This is a genomic window from Leifsonia sp. 563 (genome assembly GCF_040545055.1).
Classification (GTDB): domain Bacteria; phylum Actinomycetota; class Actinomycetes; order Actinomycetales; family Microbacteriaceae; genus Leifsonia.
In genome coordinates this window covers 1,252,498-1,275,643 of sequence record NZ_JBEPLE010000001.1, presented here as the reverse complement: position 1 = coordinate 1,275,643, position 23,146 = coordinate 1,252,498, and the positions used below count along the sequence as shown (strand labels likewise).

The 23,146-nt window shown below is 68.8% G+C and carries 3 protein-coding genes; 2 read left to right on the top strand and 1 reads right to left on the bottom strand.

What is annotated here, in order from left to right; genetic code table 11:
* Positions 1 to 81 precede the first annotated feature (81 nt).
* Positions 82 to 750: an HAD family hydrolase gene (locus ABIC47_RS06105; protein ID WP_089879213.1), complete on the bottom strand. Its 669-nt coding sequence runs from the start codon at positions 748 to 750 to the stop codon at positions 82 to 84.
* Positions 751 to 806: 56 nt separating this feature from the next.
* On the opposite strand from ABIC47_RS06105, the gene ABIC47_RS06100 reads away from it, so the two are divergent.
* The gene (locus ABIC47_RS06100) at positions 807 to 1,625 is read left to right on the top strand and encodes an SDR family oxidoreductase (protein ID WP_354478333.1); all 819 of its coding nucleotides are present in this window, start codon (positions 807 to 809) and stop codon (positions 1,623 to 1,625) included.
* A 561-nt stretch (positions 1,626 to 2,186) separates the two neighbouring features.
* Positions 2,187 to 23,117 carry a CLIPPER-2 domain-containing protein gene (locus tag ABIC47_RS06095; protein ID WP_354478331.1) on the top strand — a complete coding sequence of 6,977 codons (20,931 nt, stop codon included), beginning with the start codon at positions 2,187 to 2,189 and terminating at the stop codon, positions 23,115 to 23,117.
* Positions 23,118 to 23,146 lie beyond the last annotated feature (29 nt).

The window sequence follows — 23,146 nt, the reverse complement described above, 5'->3', positions numbered from 1 at the left end:
ACGCCCAGCGCCCGCGCTTGGCAAGAGGGATGTCGCGAGCGGCCGCTGCGGAGCGCGCGCTCGCCGCAGGCCCAGCGGCTTTCAGGCCGACCGTCGGCCGCTGAGAACGCCGTCGATGCGGTCGAGCAGGTCGGCCGGGTCGTCGAACACCGACACCGCTCCGGCTTCGAGCAGCTCGGAGGGCCCCACCCCGCCGGACAGCACGCCCGCAGCGCGGACGTGCGCACGCGCCGCGGCCATCATGTCCCACGTCGAGTCGCCGATGAAGAGCGCGTCGGACGGCGCGGATCCCGCCCGTTCCAGTGCGACCTCGATGATCCCGGGCTCGGGCTTGGCCGTCGCCACATCGTCGGCGTTCGTCGTCGCGTGGATGGCGTCCTCCGCATCCAGCGCATCCATCAGCAGTTCCAGCTCATCCGTCGGTGCGGAGGTCGCGAGCACCACCCGGATCCCGCGGGACGACAGCTCACGCAGCAGGTCGCCCGCGTGCTCGAACGCCCGAAGCCGCCCGGCCTGCTCGCGGTAGTACCGCGAGTGCAGATCCTTCGCCCGCGTGACCCAGTCGTCATCGCGGTCACCGACCAGCCCTTCCAGGAGCCGGGCGGAGTCCTGCCCGATGGCCCGGTGGATGCGCCACGAGTCGACGGGCGTCCCCATGTCGGCGAACGCGCGGCTCCACGCGTCGACGTGCAGGAAGTTGGAGTCGACCAGGGTCCCGTCGACGTCGAAGAGCACAGCAGAGATCGTCATGGCTCCACGACTACCACCCCTTGCGCACGCCCGGCATGGGGTGCACCGTTCCGGGCATGGCTGATCACTCGTATCCGGAACTCACCGACCCGCGCACCGCCATCGTCACCGGCTCCGACTCCGGCATCGGCCGAGCGACCGCGGTCGCCCTCGCCCAGGCCGGCATGGACGTCGGCATCACCTGGCACTCGGACGAGGAGGGCGCGGAGGAGACCGCGCGCCTCGTCCGCGCGACCGGCCGCCGTGCCGTCGTCGCCCAGCTCGACACCACTGACGCTCCCGCCTGCGGCGACGTCGTCGACCGCATGGCCGACGAGCTCGGCGGCTGCGACGTCTTCGTCAACAACGCCGGCCTCAACGGCGGCACCGCCTTCTTCGAGACCGACTGGGAGACTTGGCGCAAGACCGTCTGCGCCGACCTCGACGGCGCGTTCGTCTGCATCCAGCGCATGGCCCGGCGGATGGTGGATGCGGGACGCGGCGGCCGCATCATCGGCGTCACCAGCGTCCACGAGCACCAGCCGCGCGTCGGATCCGCCGCGTACGACGCCGCCAAGCACGGGCTCGGCGGCCTCCTGAAGACCCTCGCGCTGGAGCTCGGCGAGTACGGCATCACCGCGAACGCCGTCGCGCCCGGCGAGATCTCGACGCCGATGAATGACGCGGAGGACGAGGACCCGCGCGAGGTCCACCGCCCCGGCATCCCGCTCGGGCGTCCGGGGGACGCGCGCGAGATCGCCGCGGTCATCGCGTTCCTCGCCTCGCCGGCGGCCTCGTACGTCACCGGCGCATCGTGGGCGGTCGACGGCGGGATGCTGCAGATGGGCCCGCAGGCCGGGTCGCACCTGACCTCGGACGACTGGCGCCGCCTGTAAGCCGGGTCACCACGTCCTGACGGCCGCGCCGTCGCACCTTGTCGTGCGGCGGTGCGGCCTTTTTGCGTCAGCTGTCTTTCTTTGTGGGCGCCCGCCTGCTGTGATCGGTCCGGGGCCATCTCCCGCGTCGGCGTCTCCCATCCGCCGCCCCGAGATGAAGACCGGTGGGTTCGCCTGGCTTCGGGTGCCCGCGAACCCGCCGGCGCCTCCCTTCCCGCGTGCTGTCCTTGGGGTGTTTCTTTTGCCTGATCAGGCGTTTTTCTTCGACAGGTGTCTTTCGGGTCCGTTCCGGACGTGGTGATAGTTCGGTAATAAAAACCTGGCCGTCGTCGCGTAATAGAACACCGGAACCATCGTCCTCATAAGTGAGGACACCTGGTCCCCGAACGCATTCGCTCGTGAAAGCGGCGCTTCTCCGACTCGTCGGAGGCGCTGCGATCGCTGAACGTTGAGGAACATTTTGAAGCGCTCACTCGTGACGACACACGTGCTCACCGACCGACCCCTGGTCGGCTGGTCCCCCCTGTGCAGCGACTGGGCGCGAGTGGGGGAGTGCTGACCATGACGCGTCAAATCCGAAGCCGTTCCCGCCGGGCCAAGCTGGCTCGCCGCTGGAGCCTCGGCATGTTCGTCGCGGCGTGCGTCGCCGTGGGCGCGCTCGTCGGCACCCTGATCCTCCCGCAGTACTACTCCAACGCGGCGACCACCGCCGTCTCGACCATCTTCAAGACGGCGACCAACACGACGAACGGCTCCGTGGCGCGCTCCTCCGACGCCCCCGGCGGCGCGGCGACCGGCACGGCGAAGCCGGGCGACAGCCTCAAGTGGGTCGTCAGCTACCAGAACAACACGGGTGAGAACGGATCCGTCAACCTCAAAGACGTGATCACGACCTCGGGAGCATACATCCCCGGGTCGCTGCAGCTCCCGCCCAACCAGAACGCCGAGGGCGCGATCACGCCCCAGTACTCGACGAACGGCGGCGTCACCTGGACGAACGGCACGCCCCCGTCCAACGCCAACGGTCTCGGCTACACCGGAACGGTCGTGCCGCAGGGCACTGCCCAGGTGTCGGCCAAGTTCCCGAGCCCGACCTCGAACATCCTGACGACGGCGTCCGGTGACGCCTACATGACGCTCTCGCGCAACGGCCTGACGTACAACGTGTATCACCACCGCAACGGGCCGATCGTCTATTGCGCCAAGACTGACGGCACGACCTGCCCCGGCTGGCCCACGAACGCGAACAACCAGTACTGGTCCTCAACGGTCGGGCAGCCGATCGGTACGGGCACCGACTTCGTCGGGTTCTCCGCCAGCCAGAACGGCATGTGGATCAACGCGAACAAGATGTACTGGTACGCGGGCACCGGCACGCCCGGTAGCTCGACGGGCCAGGTGGGCGTGGCCTGTCTCGATCTGTCCACGACGACCCCGACGAGCTGTGGATTCCGGGGTCTGTTCACGGCACCGGACATCAACGGGACAATCGGCGCCATGATCGCTGGCACTGGGCTCTTCTACAACGGGTTCACGTACGCGTCCGTCATGACGGCGAGCGGTGTTCGCCTCCTTCAGATCACGCCGACCGGAACTCTGCAGAACAGCGTCCTGCTGCCCAACGCCGTTGCCGTCAGCAACATCAACCTCACGACCGCAGTCTTCGGCAATTCTGTCTACGTCACTGCGCCGATTTCTCCGGTCGCCGGCACGTCCAACCGCACCTACTGCTTCAACATCGCGACGTTGGGGGTGTGTGGCGGCAGCTGGCCCGTCGTGGCACCGGGCCTCGCGACTGCGGGCGCCGTCGTGTACGCGCCGATCCTGACGACGACCGGCGCTCAGCAGGGTGTCTGCGCCATGGCCAGCACGGCCAATAGCGGCAGCTCCGCGTGCTGGGACCTCAGCGGCAATTCCAGGGCCAACCCGTACACCGGCACGGGGGCGAATTTCACGTTCCTCATGGGTGAGGGGTTCCCACTCGGGACCAAGGTGTATGTCGCGGCAACCAACAACGTCACGTGTCGCGACTTCTCCCTCTGGAGCGGCACGGGCGCCGTTCCCGCGTGTGCGAGCTTCACTCAGCCGCAGAACCGGATCAACTACACGACGCGCACGGCCTATGACGTCGCCCCGAACTGTCTCGTCGCGACCGGCGACTCCGGTCAGATCACGTTCTTCAACGCGATCACCGGCGGCGGGTGCGTCGGGGTCACCGGGCCGAGCTCCATCACGGTCAACCCGCCCGCCTATTACTGCGGCACGGGAACATCGAGCTTCCGCGGCTGGACCTCGCTCACCCTGCCAGGCATGGTGGCGGGCACCTACACCAACTCGTCGGTCACCTTGCGTGACCAGAACAACAACATCATCAGCGGCTTCAACAACGTGACCCTGGCGGCGGGAGGCACGCTCAATCTCGCGACCATCCCCACCACGGTCACCTCGATCACGGCCTCTGTCACGGTCGACGGCGTCAACGACCCGTCCGGCGTCGTGAACGGGCAGATCAAGCTCAACTGGTCCGGCGACGCTCCCCAGCTCTGCTTCCAGACCACCGCTCCGCCGGTCTCCTGTGACGCGGCAGCTCCGGTGACTCTCTCGAACACCGCCAACGCGGTCACCACCTCCCCGGCCGGCAGCGACGCCCCCGGCGGCAACTCCTCCGGCCCGACCCGCTTCACGGTCCAGGCCGACCCGTCACAGTGTTCCCTGGCGATCCAAAAGAGTGTCGACAAGACGAGGGTGAAACCCGGCGACAAGATCGTTTACACCATCACGGTGAAGAACACAGGAACCCAGGCCTACAACAGTGCTTCCTTTACGGATGACCTGACCGATGCGCTTCAGGATGCCGTGTACAACGGCGATCAGACAGCGTCACAGGGCGCCGTCGCCTACACGACGCCGAATCTTGCCTGGTCCGGTGCGCTTGCACCAGGGGACACCGCAACGATCACGTACTCGATGACGGTGAACAACCCCGCCACGGGCGACGATTCTCTGGTCAACACGGTGATCTCTCCGACGGTGGGGAGCAACTGTGCGGCAGGCAACGCGAACCAGAACTGTACCGCTGGGGTCGCGGTCGGAGACATCTCGCTGACCAAGTCGGCGAATCCCGCCGGTGTCTCCTCTCCGGCCAAGGTAGGCGACACCATCACCTACACCTTCGTGGCCAAGAACGAGGGCGCCACCAGCTTGACCGGTGTGGTCATCACTGACCCGCACCCGGGGCTTTCCGCGCTGACCTACACCTGGCCGCGGCCGGCCTTCCCCGGCACGCTGTCTGTGGGCGAGTCGGTGACAGCCACGGCGACGTACCAGCTGACCCAGGCCGACATCAACAACGGCCTGGTGCCGAACACGGCTACCGCTTCGGGCAACATCCCGAGCGGCCCGTCGGTCACATCCACTCCCGCGAACGCCCAGGTCCCCCTGACGCAGGGCCCGGACATGACCTTCACCAAGTCCGCCAGTTCGGCCGGAGTCTCGAACCCAGCCAAGGTCGGCGACGTCGTCACCTACACGTTCACGTCGAAGAACACGGGAAACACCACGCTGACCGGCGTGACGATCACCGACCCACTGCCGGGCCTGTCGAACCTGGTCTACAGCTGGCCGGGCACGGCCGGAGTGCTTCAGCCGGGTCAGCAGGTGGCCGCTCAGGCGCAGTACGTCCTGACGCAGGCCGACATCAACGTCGGCCACGTGGCCAACTCGGCGACGACCTCCGGCACCCCGCCGACCGGTCCTCCGGTGACCCCGCCGCCCGCCACCACCGACACCCCGCTAACGCAGGGTCCGGGCCTGTCCCTGACCAAGTCGGCCAACTCCACCCAGGTCAAGGTGCCGGCCGCGGTCGGTGATGTGATCACCTACACGTTCACCTCCACCAACACCGGAAACGTGACGATGACCGGTGTCACGATCACCGACCCGCTCCCCGGTCTGTCCGCGCTCACCTACACGTGGCCCGGAGCCGCAGGAACGCTTGCCCCGGGCCAAGTGGTCACCGCGACCGCCACGTACCGCTTGACGCAGGCCGACCTCGACGCGGGACACGTCAACAACCAGGCCACGACGTCCGGCAAGACGCCGGGCGGGGCGACGATCACTCCGCCTCCCGCGGCGACGGACACGCCGTTGATCGTCAATCCGGGCCTGAACCTGGTCAAGGCCGCGAACTCCTCCGCGGTGCAGAACCCGGCCAAGGTCGGCGACACGATCACCTACAACTTTACGTCGACCAACACCGGCAACGTGACGCTGACGGGGGTCACGATCAACGACGCCCTCCCGGGTCTGTCGGCTATCTCTTACACCTGGCCCGGAACCCCCGGCACGCTCACGCCCGGCCAAACCGTCACGGCCACTGCGACCTACCAGCTCACGCAGGCCGACATCAACGCCGGCCAGGTCGTGAACCAGGCCACGGCCACCGGTACGCCGCCCAGCGGCCAGAACGTGACGACTCCGCCGCGTTCCGTTCCGGTCCCCCTCACCGCGGGCCCGAACATGACCCTGGCGAAGACCGCCGACTCCGCCGCGGTCCAGACCCCGGCCGTCCCGGGCGACATCGTCACGTACCACTTCACGGCGACGAACACGGGCAACGTCACGCTCACTGGCGTGACGATCACCGACGCGCTGGCGGGCCTCACTCCGTTGGTCTACACGTGGCCGGGCACGCCCGGCACCCTGTTGCCGGGTCAGCAGGTCACAGCGACCGCCGACTACCGGCTCACGCAGGCCGACATCAACGCCGGCCACGTCGCGAACTCCGCCACCACCCACGGCACGCCGCCGTCGGGTCCGGATGTGACCCCGCCGCCCTCGGTGACGGACACCCCGCTGCTGGCCAACCCGGACATGACGCTGGTGAAGACCGCGGACAACGCCCAGATCAACAGCCCGACCCAGGTCGGCGACCAGATCACCTATCACTTCACGGCGAGCAACACCGGCAACGTGACCCTGACGAACGTCTCGATCGCCGACGCTCTGCCGGGTCTGGCGCAGATCCAGTACACCTGGCCGGGCACCCCGGGCACGCTTCTCCCGGGCCAGCAGGTCACCGCCGCCGCCATCTACGCGGTCACCCAGGCGGACATCAACGCCGGCCACGTCGCCAACCAGGCCACGACCACGGGCACCCCGCCCACGGGCCCCGCGGTGGTTCCGCCACCCGCGACGACGGACACCCCCCTCAACGTCGGTCCGCAGCTCTCGCTGACCAAGTCGGCCGACATCACCGGTGTCGCCAGCCCGGCTTCCGCTGGCGACGTCATCACCTACACCTTCACGGCGCGTAACGCGGGCAACGTGACGCTGACGAACGTCAGCATCGCCGACCCCCTGCCGGGCCTCTCGACCCTGACCTACACGTGGCCCGGAACTCCGGGCACCCTGACGCCGGGCCAGCAGCTCACCGCCACCGCGACGTACCGTCTGACCACCGCCGACATCAACGCCGGCCACATCGCCAACGCGGCGACGGCGACCGGAACCCCGCCCTCGGGACCGCCCGTCAACACGCCTCCGGCGGCGACGGACACGCCGCTGACGGCCGACGCCGCCATCAGCCTCGTGAAGTCCGCGACGCCGGACGACGCGGCGAGCTTCACCCTGGGCCGCACGATCACCTACACGTTCGTGGCCACCAACACCGGCAACGTCACACTGACGAATCCGAAGATCACGGAGACCCAGTTCACGGGATCCGGGACCCTCTCGCCGCTCTCCTGCCCACCCACACCGCAGCTCCAGCCGGGCGGTCAGCTGACCTGTACGGCCACGTATGTGCTGACGCAGGCCGACATCGACGCGGGTCACGTCTTCAACGAGGCGAGGGCCTCGGGCACGCCGCCCACCGGACCCGATGCCGTCTCCCCCGAGGCGAACGTCGACATCCCCGGAGTGCAGGACCCCCGACTCGTGCTGTCCAAGACGGCGAACACCGCGGGTGTGACGAACCCCGCCCGAGTCGGCGACACGATCACGTACGTCTTCAAGGCGACGAACACCGGCAACACCACCCTGAACTCGGTGTCGATCACCGACCCATTGGTGGGTCTGTCCCCGCTGAACTACACCTGGCCGGGGACCCCGGGGATTCTTCTGCCCGGGCAGGATGTGATCGCGACGGCGCAGTACGTGCTGACGCAGGCCGACATCAACGCCGGCCATGTGGCGAACTCGGCCACCTCGTCTGGCACTCCGCCCAACGGACCGCCGCTGGTCACTCCGCCGGCCGATACCGATACCCCTCTGGGCCCGTCGCCGAGCATCGACCTCGTCAAGACCGCGAACGCGACGGCTGTGCAGTCGCCCGCCGTCGTCGGTGACACCATCACGTACACCTTCGTCTCGACGAACACGGGCAACACGACGCTGACCGGCGTCACCATCACGGACCCGCTGCCCGGCCTGTCGCCACTGACGTTCACCTGGCCGGGAACCCCGGGCACCCTCGATCCGGGTCAGCAGGTCACCGCGACCGCGACGTACCAGCTCACCCAGGCGGACATCAACGCAGGCAAGGTCGACAACACCGCGAGCACCACGGGCACGCCGCCGAGCGGACCCGCGGTGACCGACCAGTCGACCGCAAACGTGCCGGTCACGGCCGGTGCCGCGATCGATCTGACGAAGACCGCCGACGCCTCCGCCGTGACGTCTCCGGCGAAGGTCGGCGACACCGTCACCTACACGTTCGTCTCCAAGAACACGGGGAACACCACCCTCACCAACGTCAGCATCAGCGACCCGCTGACGGGTCTGTCCGCGCTGACGTACACCTGGCCGGGCGCCCCCGGTGTCCTGCAACCGGGCCAATCCGTCACGGCGACGGCGACGTACCAGCTCACGCAAGCCGACATCAATGCCGGTCGCGTGGACAACACCGCCAGCACCGTCGGCACACCGCCGACCGGTGGCAACGTCACCGACACGGCGACGGCGCAGGTCCCGGTCACCGCCGGTCCCGCCATGACCACCACGAAGACGGCCGATTCCTCCGCGGTCTCGTCGCCGGCCGAGGTGGGCGACACGATCACGTACACGTTCGCCACGACCAACACCGGCAACGTGACGATGACCGGCGTCAGCATCACGGACACCCTCCCGGGGCTTTCGGCACTCACCTACACGTGGCCGGGCACTCCGGGAACGCTTCAGCCGGGCCAGGTGGTCTCCGCCACCGCGACGTACCGCCTCACCCAGGCCGACATCGATGCCGGGCACGTGGCGAACTCCGCCACATCGACCGGCACACCGCCGGTCGGTCCCCCAGTGGTCACGCCGCCGTCGGACACCGACACGCCGCTGACCTCGACGCCGGCGCTGACTCTCACCAAGTCGGCGGACGCGGCGGCCATCCAGTCGCCGGCGAAGGTGGGCGACACGATCATCTATACGTTCGTGTCCACCAATACCGGCAATGTCACGATGACCGGCGTCACGATCACGGATCCCCTGCCGGGCCTCTCCGCCCTGTCCTACACGTGGCCGGGTACCGCGGGCACGCTGGCGCCGGGCGAGAAGGTCACGGCGACGGCGAGCTACCACCTGACGCAGGCCGACATCGATGCGGGCCACGTTCTGAACGTCGCGACCTCCACCGGCACGCCGCCGACCGGACCCGCGGTGACGACGCCCCCCGCGAGCACGGACACCCCGATCGCCCTCGGGCCGGAGCTCTCGCTGGTCAAGACGGCGGACTCGACCGCTGTGCAGTCGCCGGCGGCTGTGGGCAACACGATCACGTACACGTTCGTGTCGACGAACACGGGCAACGTGACGATGACCGGTGTCACCATCACGGACCCGCTCCCCGGCCTGTCCGCCCTGTCGTACACGTGGCCGGGTACTCCGGGCACGCTTGCGCCCGGTGAGAAGGTCACCGCGACAGCCACATACGCGCTCACCCAGGCCGACATCGACGCCGGTCACGTGGCCAACGCGGCGACGTCCACGGGCACGCCTCCTTCTGGTCCGGCGGTGACCACGCCGCCGGCCGACACCGACACCCCGCTGACCACCGGTCCGGCGATCGACCTCGTCAAGTCGGCGAACACGACCGGCGTGCAGTCGCCCGCCGCCGTGGGTGACACCATCACGTACACCTTCGTGTCGACCAACACGGGAAACACGACGCTCACCGGTGTCACCATCGTTGATCCGCTGCCGGGCCTGTCGTCTCTGACGTACACCTGGCCGGGTGCCGCAGGAACGCTGGCTCCGGGACAATCCGTTACCGCGACGGCGACCTACGCGCTCACGCAGGCCGACGTCAATGCGGGACACGTCCCGAACACCGCAACCACGGTCGGAACCCCGCCGTCCGGTTCGAACGTCACCGACGTCGCGTCCGTTGACGTGCCGCTGACGTCCTCGCCGGGTCTGACGCTCGTGAAGTCCGCCGACGCCACCGCGGTGCAGTCGCCTGCGGCTGTGGGCGACACGATCACGTACACGTTCGTGTCCACCAACACGGGCAACACCACGCTCACCGGTGTCACCATCGCTGATCCGCTGCCGGGCCTGTCGAGCCTGAGTTACACGTGGCCGGGTACGCCGGGCACGCTGCAGCCCGGCGAAAAGGTCACGGCGACCGCGACGTACGCTCTGACGCAGACCGACATCAACGTGGGTCACGTCGCGAATGCCGCGACGTCCACGGGTACTCCGCCCACGGGTCCGGATGTCACGACTCCTCCGTCGGACACCGACACCCCGCTGACCGCCGGTCCGGAGCTCACGCTCGTGAAGTCCGCCGACGCCACCGCGGTGCAGTCCCCTGCGGCTGTGGGTGACACGATCACCTACACGTTCGTGTCCACCAACACGGGCAACGTGACGATGACCGGTGTCACCATCGCCGACCCGCTCCCGGGTCTCTCCACCCTGAGCTACACGTGGCCGGGTACTCCGGGCACGCTCCAGCCGGGCCAGTCGGTGACCGCGACCGCGACGTACGCGCTCACGCAGGCGGACATCAACGCCGGCCACGTGGCGAACGCGGCGACCTCGACCGGCACACCGCCGTCGGGCCCGCCGATCACGACTCCTCCGTCCGACGTGGACACGCCCCTTGTGTCGTCTGCTGCGATCGAGCTGGTGAAGACCGCAGACACGTCCGCGATCCAGTCGCCGGCGAAGGCGGGAAACACGATCACCTACTCGTTCGTGTCCACCAACACGGGCAACACGACCCTGACCGGCGTCACGATCACCGACCCCCTGCCGGGCCTCTCGGCGTTGACCTACACCTGGCCAGGTACTCCCGGCACGCTGCAGCCGGGCGAGAAGGTCACGGCGACGGCCACCTACGTGCTCGTCCAGTCCGACCTCAACGCGGGCCAGGTGGTCAACACGGCCACGACGGTGGGCACACCTCCGACGGGCGGCGACGTGACGGATGACTCGACGGTGACGGTTCCCGTCCCGGCCGACCCCGCCCTGTCGCTGGCCAAGTTCGCTGACGCGTCCGGCGTGCAGTCGCCCGCCGCCGTCGGTGACACGATCACGTACACCTTCGTCGCCACCAACGCGGGCAACGTGACGATGACCGGCGTGACGATCACCGACCCGCTTCCGGGTCTCTCCGCGCTCACGTACTCGTGGCCGGGCGCCGCGGGCACGCTCGAGCCGGGTCAGGCGGTCTCCGCCACCGCGACGTACGCCCTCACGCAGGCCGACATCAACGCCGGCCACGTCGCGAACGCTGCGACCTCGACGGGTACCCCGCCGAACGGTCCGGACGTGACAACACCTCCGTCGACCACGGACACCCCGCTGATCCCGTCCGCGGCGATCGACCTGGTGAAGACCTCCGACGCGTCCGCGATCCAGTCGCCGGCCAAGCCGGGCGACGTGGTCACTTACACGTTCGTCTCGACCAACACCGGTAACACGACCCTCAGCGGCGTCACCATCGTCGACCCGCTGCCCGGTCTCTCGGCGCTCACGTTCACGTGGCCCGGCGTCCCGGGGTCCCTCGATCCCGGCCAGTCGGTGACCGCGACGGCGACGTACGCGCTGACCCAGGCGGACATCGACGCGGGCCAGGTCGTCAACACGGCGACAACCACGGGTACGCCGCCAGCAGGTGGCACAGTGACGGACGACTCGACGGTGACCGTCCCTGTGCCCGCCGACCCGGAGCTCACTGTGGTGAAGTCCGCGGACGCCGCCGCGGTGCAGTCCCCGGCCGTGGTGGGCGACACGATCACGTACACGTTCGTGTCCACCAACACCGGCAACGTGACGATGACGAACGTCTCGATCACGGACCCGCTCCCGGGCCTGTCCTCCCTGTCGTACACCTGGCCGGGAACCCGGGGCACGCTGGAGCCGGGCCAGTCGGTCACGGCGACGGCGACCTATGCGCTGACCCAGGCGGACATCAACGCCGGTCACGTGGCGAACGCGGCGACCTCGACGGGTACCCCGCCGACCGGTCCGGATGTCACGACGCCTCCGTCGGACACGGACACCCCGCTGACCGCCGGCCCGGAACTCACGTTGGTGAAGTCCGCCGACGCCTCTGCCGTGCAGTCGCCTGCAGCAGTTGGCGACACGATCACCTACACGTTCGTGTCCACCAACACGGGCAACGTGACGATGACGAATGTCTCGATCGCCGACCCGCTCCCGGGTCTGTCGCCCCTGACGTATACGTGGCCGGGTGCTCCGGGGACGCTCGCTCCGGGCGAGAAGGTCACGGCGACGGCGACGTATCAGCTGACCCAGGCCGACATCAACGCCGGTCATGTGGCGAACGCCGCGACCTCGACGGGTACTCCGCCGACCGGTCCGGACGTGACCACTCCGCCTGCTGACACGGACACGCCCTTGACCGCGACGCCGGAGCTCACCTTGGTGAAGTCCGCCGATGCAACCGCGGTGCAGTCTCCGGCTGCGGTGGGTGACACGATCACGTACACGTTCGTGTCCACGAACACGGGCAACGTGACAATGACGAACGTCTCGATCGCTGACCCGCTGCCAGGTCTGTCGAGCCTGAGCTACACGTGGCCGGGAGCCCCGGGCACGCTGGAGCCGGGTCAGTCCGTGACCGCGACCGCGACCTACGCTCTGACGCAGGCGGACATCGACGCGGGTCATGTGGCAAATGCAGCGACCTCCACGGGCACTCCGCCCACGGGTCCGGACGTCACCACGCCGCCGTCGACCACCGATACCCCGCTGACCGCCGGTCCGGAGCTCACGCTCGTGAAGTCCGCGGACGCATCGGCTGTGCAGTCGCCGGCCGCCGTTGGTAACACGATCACGTACACGTTCGTGTCGACGAACACGGGCAACGTGACCATGACGAATGTGTCGATCGCTGACCCGCTGCCGGGTCTGTCGAGCCTGAGCTACACGTGGCCGGGCACTCCGGGAACGCTGGAGCCGGGCCAGTCCGTCACCGCGACCGCGACGTACGCCCTGACGCAGGCGGACATCAACGCCGGTCACGTCGCGAACGCTGCGACCTCGACGGGTACCCCGCCGAGTGGCCCGGACGTCACCACGCCTCCGTCGACAACGGACACCCCGCTGATCCCGTCCGCGGCGATCGACCTGGTGAAGACGTCGGACGCCTCTGCCATCCAGTCGCCGGCCGAGCCGGGCGACGTGGTCACCTACTCGTTCGTCTCCACCAACACGGGCAACACCACGCTGACCGGTGTGACGATCGTCGATCCGCTCCCGGGTCTGTCGTCCCTGAGCTACACCTGGCCGGGCGCCCCGGGCACGCTGCAGCCCGGCGAGAAGGTCACCGCGACCGCAACGTACGCGCTGACGCAGGCCGACATCGACGCGGGCCAGGTCGTCAACACGGCGACCGCCACGGGTACGCCGCCCAGCGGGGGCGACGTGACCGACGACTCGACGGTGACCGTCCCGGTGCCCGCCGACCCGGAGCTCACTCTGGTGAAGTCCGCGGACGCGTCGGCCGTACAGTCGCCCGCGGTCGTCGGTGACTCGATCACCTACACGTTCGTCTCGACCAACACGGGCAACGTCACGATGACCGGTGTCACTATTGCAGACCCGCTGCCGGGTCTCTCCGCCCTGTCGTACACGTGGCCGGGAACCCCGGGCACCCTGGAGCCGGGCCAGTCGGTCACGGCGACGGCGACCTACGCACTGACGCAGGCGGACATCGACGCCGGACATGTGGCGAACGCCGCAACGTCGACGGGTACTCCGCCGAGCGGCCCGGACGTCACGACGCCCCCGTCGGACACCGACACCCCGCTGACCGCCGGTCCGGAACTGACGTTGGTGAAGTCCGCAGACGCGACCGCAGTGCAGTCTCCGGCCGCGGTGGGTGACACGATCACATACACCTTCGTGTCGACGAACACGGGCAACGTGACGATGACGAACGTCTCGATCGCTGACCCGCTGCCGGGTCTGTCGCCTCTGACGTACACGTGGCCGGGCGCCCCCGGCACGCTCGCTCCGGGCGAGAAGGTCACCGCGACCGCGACATACCAGCTGACGCAGGCGGACATCAACGCCGGCCACGTGGCGAACGCGGCGACCTCGACGGGTACCCCGCCGGCCGGTCCGGACGTCACGACGCCGCCGTCCACGACGGACACCCCGCTGACGGCAGCGCCGGAACTCTCGCTGACCAAGTCCGCCGATGCGACGACTGTGCAGTCTCCGGCTGCCGTTGGTGACACGATCACGTACACGTTCGTGTCGAAGAACACGGGCAACGTGACGATGACCGGCGTGACCATCACGGACCCGCTGCCAGGCCTTTCCGCCCTGTCGTATACCTGGCCGGGTGCTCCGGGAACGCTGGAGCCGGGCCAGTCCGTGACCGCGACGGCGACGTATCAGCTGACGCAGGCGGACATCAATGCGGGCCACGTGGCGAACGCCGCGACCTCGACGGGTACTCCGCCGACCGGTCCGGACGTCACAACGCCTCCGTCGACCACCGACACGCCTCTGACGGCAACACCGTCGCTGGATCTCGTCAAGACGGCCGACGCGTCGGCTGTGCAGTCTCCGGCTGCCGTCGGTGACACCGTCACCTATACCTTCGTGTCGACCAACACCGGAAACACGACCCTGACGGGCGTCACGATCACGGATCCGCTCCCGGGTCTGTCGTCGCTGACCTACACCTGGCCGGGTGCTCCAGGCACGCTCGCTCCGGGAGAGTCCGTTACCGCGACGGCGACCTACGCGCTGACGCAGGCGGACATCAACGCGGGTCACGTGGCCAACTCGGCCCTGTCGACGGGTACTCCGCCGACCGGTCCGGACGTTACGACCCCGCCGGCCGACACGGACACTCCGCTCGTCTCGACGCCAGCCCTGTCGCTGGTGAAGTCCGCGGACGCATCGGCCGTACAGTCGCCGGCCGCGGTGGGTGACACGATCACGTACACCTTCGTGTCGACCAACACGGGCAATGTCACGATGACCGGCGTCACGATCGCGGATCCTCTGCCGGGTCTCTCCGCCCTGAGCTACACGTGGCCGGGAACTCCGGGAACGCTGGAGCCGGGTCAGTCCGTCACCGCGACCGCGACCTACCAGCTGACGCAGGCCGACATCAACGCCGGCCACGTCGCGAACTCGGCCCTGTCGACGGGTACTCCGCCGACAGGCCCGGACGTCACGACCCCACCTGCTGACACGGACACGCCGCTGACAGCAACGCCGGAACTCACTCTGGTGAAGTCGGCCGATGCCTCTGCTGTGCAGTCCCCTGCCGCAGTCGGTGACACGATCACATACACCTTCGTGTCGACCAACACGGGCAACGTGACCATGACCGGGGTGACGATCGTCGACCCGCTGCCGGGCCTCTCCGCCCTCAACTACACGTGGCCGGGGACTCCGGGCACGCTGGAGCCGGGTCAGTCCGTCACCGCGACCGCGACCTACGCGCTCACGCAGGCCGACGTCAATGCCGGTCACGTTGCGAATGCGGCGACCTCGACGGGTACTCCGCCGACCGGTCCGGACGTCACGACGCCTCCGTCCGATACGGACACGCCGCTGTCGGCAGATCCGGAACTGACCCTGGTGAAGTCCGCGGACGCCACCGCGGTGCAGTCGCCTGCTGCGGTGGGTGACACCATCACGTACACGTTCGTGTCGACGAACACGGGCAATCTCACGATGACCGGCGTCACGATCGTCGACCCGCTCCCGGGCCTCTCCGCCCTGACCTACACGTGGCCGGGTACGCCGGGCACACTGCAGCCAGGCGAGAACGTCTCGGCGACGGCGACCTACGCCCTCACGCAGGCGGACATCGACGCAGGGCACGTCGCGAACGCCGCGACCTCGACGGGTACCCCGCCGAGTGGCCCGGATGTCACGACGCCTCCGTCGGGCACGGACACGCCTCTGACGGCGGGTCCGGAGCTGACCCTGGTCAAGTCCGCGGACGCGTCCGCCGTACAGTCGCCTGCGGCTGTGGGTGACTCGATCACCTACACGTTCGTGTCCACGAACACGGGCAACGTGACGATGACGAATGTCTCGATCACGGACCCGCTGCCGGGTCTCTCCGCCCTGTCCTACACGTGGCCGGGCGCCCCGGGCACACTGGAGCCGGGACAGTCCGTGACGGCGACCGCCACCTATCAACTGACTCAGACCGACATCAACGCCGGTCATGTGGCGAACTCGGCGACCTCGACGGGCACCCCGCCGAGTGGCCCGGATGTCACGACGCCTCCGTCCGACACCGACACCCCGTTGACCGCCGGTCCGGAGCTCACGCTCGTGAAGTCCGCGGACGCATCGGCCGTACAGTCGCCGGCCGCCGTTGGTGACACGATCACCTACACGTTCGTCTCGACGAACACGGGCAACGTGACGGTGACCGGTGTCACCATCACGGATCCGCTTCCGGGTCTGTCGAGCTTGACCTACACGTGGCCGGGCGCCCAGGGCACGCTGGAGCCGGGCCAGTCGGTCACGGCGACGGCGACCTATGCGCTGACGCAGGCGGACATCAACGCCGGTCATGTCGCGAACGCGGCGACCTCGACGGGCACCCCGCCGACCGGTCCGGATGTCACGACGCCTCCGTCGGACACGGACACCCCGCTGGTGGCCGGTCCGGAGCTCACACTGGTGAAGTCTGCCGACGCCACCGCGGTGCAGTCGCCGGCAGCAGTTGGTGACACGATCACCTACACGTTCGTGTCGACGAACACGGGCAACGTCACGATGACCGGCGTCGCCATTGCGGATCCGCTGCCCGGTCTGTCGAGTTTGACCTACACATGGCCGGGTACTCCGGGCACGCTGGAGCCGGGTCAGTCCGTCACCGCGACGGCGACCTACGCCCTGACGCAGGCGGACATCAACGCCGGTCACGTCGCGAACGCGGCGACGTCCACAGGCACCCCGCCGACCGGTCCGGACGTCACGACGCCTCCGTCGGACACCGACACCCCGCTGGTGGCCGGTCCCGAGCTCACGCTCGTGAAGTCCGCCGATGCCGGCACGGTGCAGTCGCCCGCGGCTGTGGGTGACACGATCACGTACACGTTCGTGTCGACCAACACGGGCAACGTGACCATGACGAACGTCTCGATCGCCGACCCGCTTCCCGGTCTGTCGTCCCTGACGTACACGTGGCCGGGAACCCCGGGCACGCTGGAGCCGGGTCAGTCGGTCACGGCGACAGCTACGTACGCCCTGACGCAGGCGGACATCAACGCCGGCCACATCGCGAACGCCGCGACCTCGACGGGTACTCCGCCGAATGGCCCGGATGTCACGACGCCTCCGTCGGACACCGACACGCCTCTGACGGCGGGTCCGGAGCTCGCGCTGGTGAAGTCGGCGGACGCGTCCGCCGTCCAGTCGCCCGCGGCTGTCGGTGACGCGATCACCTACACGTTCGTGTCGACGAACACGGGCAACGTGACGATGGCAAACGTCTCGATCGTCGATCCGCTGCCTGGGCTGTCGTCGCTGACGTACACGTGGCCGGGCACTCCGGGCACGCTCGCTCCGGGACAGTCCGTCACGGCCACCGCAACCTACGCGCTGACGCAGGCCGACATCGACGCAGGGCACGTCGCGAACTCCGCCACCTCGACGGGTACACCGCCGACCGGTCCGGACGTCACCACGCCTCCGTCGGACACGGACACACCGCTGGTCTCCAATCCCGCCCTGTCGCTGGTGAAGTCCGCCGATGCCTCCGCTGTGCAGTCGCCGGCCTCGGTGGGTGACACGATCACTTACACGTTCGTCTCGACGAACACGGGCAACGTCACGATGACGAACGTCTCGATCGCCGACCCGCTGCCGGGTCTGTCGTCGCTGACGTACACGTGGCCGGGTGCTCCGGGGACGCTCGCTCCGGGCGAGAAGGTCACGGCGACGGCGACCTACCAGCTGACGCAGGCGGACATCAACGCGAGCCACGTGGCGAACGCGGCGACCTCGACGGGCACTCCGCCGTCGGGCCCCGACGTCACCACCCCGCCGTCGTCCACGGACACACCGCTGACGGTTACGCCTTCTCTGGATCTCGTCAAGTCCGCCGACGCCTCTGCCGTGCAGTCGCCGGCTGCGGTGGGTGACACGATCACCTACACGTTCGTGTCCACGAACACGGGCAACGTGACGATGACCGGTGTGACAATCGACGACCCCCTGGCAGGCCTCTCGGCACTGTCGTTCACGTGGCCGGGTACGCCGGGCACGCTGGAGCCGGGTCAGTCCGTCACTGCGACGGCGACCTACGCGCTCACGCAGGCCGACATCGACGCCGGACATGTGGCGAACGCCGCGACCTCGACGGGTACCCCGCCGAGTGGCCCGGATGTCACGACGCCTCCGTCCGACACGGACACCCCGCTGACGGCGGGTCCGGACCTCACCTTGGTGAAGTCCGCGGACGCCTCGGCTGTGCAGTCGCCTGCGGCGGTGGGTGACACGATCACCTACACGTTCGTGTCGACGAACACGGGCAACGTCACGCTCACCGGTGTCGCGATCGTGGATCCGCTCCCAGGCCTGTCGTCCCTGACGTACACGTGGCCGGGCACCCCGGGCACGCTGCAGCCGGGACAGTCGGTCACCGCGACCGCGACGTATCAGCTGACGCAGGCGGACATCAACGCCGGCCACGTCGCGAACTCCGCGACCTCGACGGGTACCCCGCCGAGTGGCCCGGACGTGACGACGCCTCCGTCCGACACGGACACCCCGCTGACGGTTGACCCGGAGCTCTCTCTGGTGAAGTCCGCGGATGCGACCGCAGTGCAGTCTCCGACCGCGGTGGGTGACGTGATCACGTACACCTTCGTGTCCACGAACACGGGCAACGTCACGCTCACGGGCGTCACGATCGCCGACCCGCTGCCGGGTCTGTCCTCCCTGACGTACACGTGGCCGGGAACTCCGGGCACGCTGGAGCCCGGGCAGTCGGTGACCGCGACCGCGACCTACGCGCTGACGCAGGCGGACATCGACTCCGGTCACGTGGCGAATGCGGCGACCTCGACGGGTACTCCGCCGACCGGTCCGGACGTCACCACACCGCCCGCCAACACGGATACACCTCTGGTAGCCGCCGGCGCGATCGAACTGGTGAAGACGGCGGACGCATCGGCAGTGCAGTCGCCGGCGGGCGTGGGCGACACCATCACCTACACCTTCGTGTCCACGAACACGGGCAACGTCACGCTCACAGGCGTCACGATCACCGACCCGCTGCCGGGTCTGTCGTCCCTGACCTACACGTGGCCAGGCACCCCGGGCACGCTGGCACCCGGAGAGAAGGTCACGGCGACGGCGACCTATCAGCTGACGCAGGCGGACATCGACGCCGGTCAGGTCGTCAACGTGGCTGCGACAACCGGTACGCCTCCCTCGGGCGGCGACGTGACGGACGATTCGACGGTGACGGTCCCCGTCCCCGGCGACCCGCAGCTCGAGATCGTCAAGTCGGCCGACTCGTCGAGCGTTCAGACTCCGGCTGCCGTCGGTGACACGATCACGTACACGTTCGTGTCGACGAACACGGGCAACGTGACGATGACCGGTGTCACCATCGACGATCCGCTTCCGGGCCTCTCTGCTCTGAGCTATTCGTGGCCCGGCGCTCCCGGAACGTTGGCTCCGGGACAGGCTGTCACGGCCACGGCGACCTACCAGGTCACTCAGGCGGACATCGACGCAGGGCACGTCGCGAACGTCGCGACCTCGACGGGTACACCGCCGAGCGGTCCCGACGTGACGACTCCTCCGTCGAACACCGACACGCCGTTGATCGCGACAGCCGCCATCGACCTGCAGAAGACTGCGGACGCTTCGGCTATCGGTACGCCGGCGACGCCGGGTGACACGATCACGTACACCTTCGTGTCGACGAACACCGGCAACGTCACTCTCACGGGAGTGACCATCACGGATCCGCTCTCGGGTCTGTCCTCGCTGACCTACACGTGGCCGGGCGTTCCGGGCACGCTGGCTCCGGGGCAGTCCGTCACCGCTACGGCGACCTACGCTCTGACGCAGGCCGACATCGACGCGGGACATGTTCCGAACACGGCGACGACGACGGGCACTCCTCCCAGCGGCGGCTCTGTGACGGACGACTCCTCGGTCGACGTCCCCGTGGCTGCGGCGCCCGCGATCGAGCTGGTCAAGACTGCGGACGGGACGGCGGTGCAGACGCCCGCCCGGCCGGGTGACACGATCAGCTACACCTTCGTCTCGACGAACACCGGGAACGTGACGCTGACCGGCGTGACGATCAGCGACCCGCTGGCCGGTCTGTCGGCCCTGACGTTCACGTGGCCGGGTGCTCCGGGCACGCTGGCGCCGGGGGCGAAGGTCACGGCGACGGCGACCTATCAGCTGACCCAGGCCGACATCGACGCGGGACACGTGGCCAACACCGCCACGACCGTCGGTACCCCGCCGACGGGCACCCCGGTGACGGGTGGTGGATCGGCAGACGTTCCGCTTCCCACCTCGGCGACCATCGATCTGGTGAAGACGGCGGATTCGTCCGCGTTCGGTTCGCCCGCCAAGCCCGGTGACACGGTCAGCTACACCTTCGTGTCGACGAACACCGGGAACGTGACGCTGACCGGCGTGACGATCACCGACCCGCTGCCGGGTCTCTCGTCCCTGACGTTCACGTGGCCGGGTACTCCGGGCACACTGGCGCCGGGGGAGAAGGTCACGGCGACGGCAACCTACGCTCTGACCCAGGCCGACGTCGACGCGGGACATGTCTCGAACACCGCGACCACCACGGGCACCCCGCCCACCGGTCCGGACGCGACGGATGTCTCCACGGCGGACGTACCGGTGCCGCCGGCGCCCAGCATCGACCTGGTGAAGATCGCGGATGCATCCACGGTCCAGTCGCCGGCGCGTGCCGGTGACACGGTGACCTACAGCTTCGTTTCGACGAACACGGGCAACGTCACGCTCACCGGCGTCACGATCACCGACCCGCTGCCGGGGCTGTCGTCCCTGACGTTCACGTGGCCGGGTGCTCCGGGCACATTGGCTCCGGGGCAGAAGGTCACGGCGACGGCGACCTATCAGCTGACGCAGGCGGACATCGACTCCGGCCATGTCGCGAACACCGCCGCGACGGTGGGCACCCCGCCGACCGGGGCGAACGTGACCGACGGGGCCTCGGCCGACGTGCCGCTGCCCGCTGTCCCCGGCATCGACCTGGTGAAGACGGCTGACGACTCGGCCATCCAGTCGCCGTCGCAGCCGGGCGACACGATCACCTACACGTTCGTGTCGACGAACACCGGCAACGTGACGCTGACCGGGGTGACGATCACCGACCCGCTGGCCGGTCTGTCGGCCCTGACGTTCACGTGGCCGGGCACCCCGGGCACGCTGGCGCCGGGAGAGAAGGTCACGGCGACCGCGACCTATCAGCTGACCCAGGCCGACATCGACGCCGGGCATGTAGCCAACACGGCTGCCACCCAGGGGACTCCGCCCAACGGCTCCGACGTGACCGATGGCGCCTCTGCTGACGTTCCGTTGACCACAGCTCCGGGCCTCGACCTCCTCAAGTCTGCCGATGCGGCCGCTGTTCAGGCACCGGCTCGACCGGGTGACACGATCACCTACGCGTTCGTGTCCACGAACACGGGCAATGTGACGATGACCGGAGTCACCATCACGGATCCGCTGCCGGGTCTCTCGGCCCTCTCGTACACGTGGCCGGGCACCCCGGGCACGCTGGCTCCCGGGGAGAAGGTCACGGCGACGGCGACCTACCAGCTGACGCAGGCCGACATCGATGCTGGGCACGTGGCCAACGCGGCGACCTCGACGGGCACGCCGCCCTCGGGACCGGACCTGACGACGCCACCGGCGCAGACGGACACTCCGCTCGTCACTGCCGCGTCGATCGCCCTGGTCAAGACCGCCGATTCGTCTCAGGTCGGAAATCCGGCTCGAGCGGGAGACGCGGTGGGATACACCTTCATCTCCACGAACACGGGCAACGTGACGCTGACCAACGTGTCTGTCAGCGATCCGCTGCCGGGACTGTCGGCACTGAGCTACACCTGGCCCGGTGCGCCCGGCGTGCTGGCCCCGGGAGAGTCGGTCACCGCGACCGCGACGTACCGACTGACGCAAGCGGACCTCGACGCGGGCCACGTATCGAACACCGCCGGCACGACCGGCACCCCGCCGACCGGCCCGAACGTGACCGATGGCGCAACGGCCGACGTTCCGCTCCAGCCGGCCCCCAACCTCACCCTGGTGAAGTCGGCGGGCACAGGAGCCATCGCGAATCCGGCGAAGGTGGGCGACACGATCACCTACACCTTCGTGGCGACGAACGAGGGCAACGTGACCATGACGAACGTGTCCATCGCCGACCCGATGCCGGGGCTGTCGTCCCTGACGTACTCGTGGCCGGGGACGCCGGGCACGCTGGCTCCGAAGGAGAAGGTCACGGCGACGGCGACCTACCAGCTGACGCAAGCGGATCTCGACGCAGGGCATGTGACCAATACGGCGACGTCGACGGGCACCCCGCCGTCGGGCGAAGTCGTGACCACGCCGCCGGCCGGGACGGACACCCCGCTCACGCCGGACCCGAAGCTCGACCTGGTCAAGACGGCCGACACTAGTCGCCTCTCGTCCCCGGCCGCCGTGGGTGACGTCATCACCTACAGCTTCACCGTGAGCAACATCGGCAACGTGACCATCAGCAACGTGGCGGTCGCCGACCCGATGCCGGGCCTGTCCCCGCTGACCTACACCTGGCCGGGAGCCCCGGGCACGCTGGCCCCGGGCCAGAAGGTCACGGCGACGGCGACCTACCAGCTGACGCAGGCCGACCTGGATGCGGGACACGTGGACAACACGGCGTTCGTCACGGGCACCACGCCCGGCGGCGGCAAGGTGACTGCCACGCCACCCGCCACGGTCGACACGCCCCTGCCGCGCAACGCTCTGCCGGGAGTCTCCGGATGATCCGCGCGGGCCGTGAGGCCATGGCGATG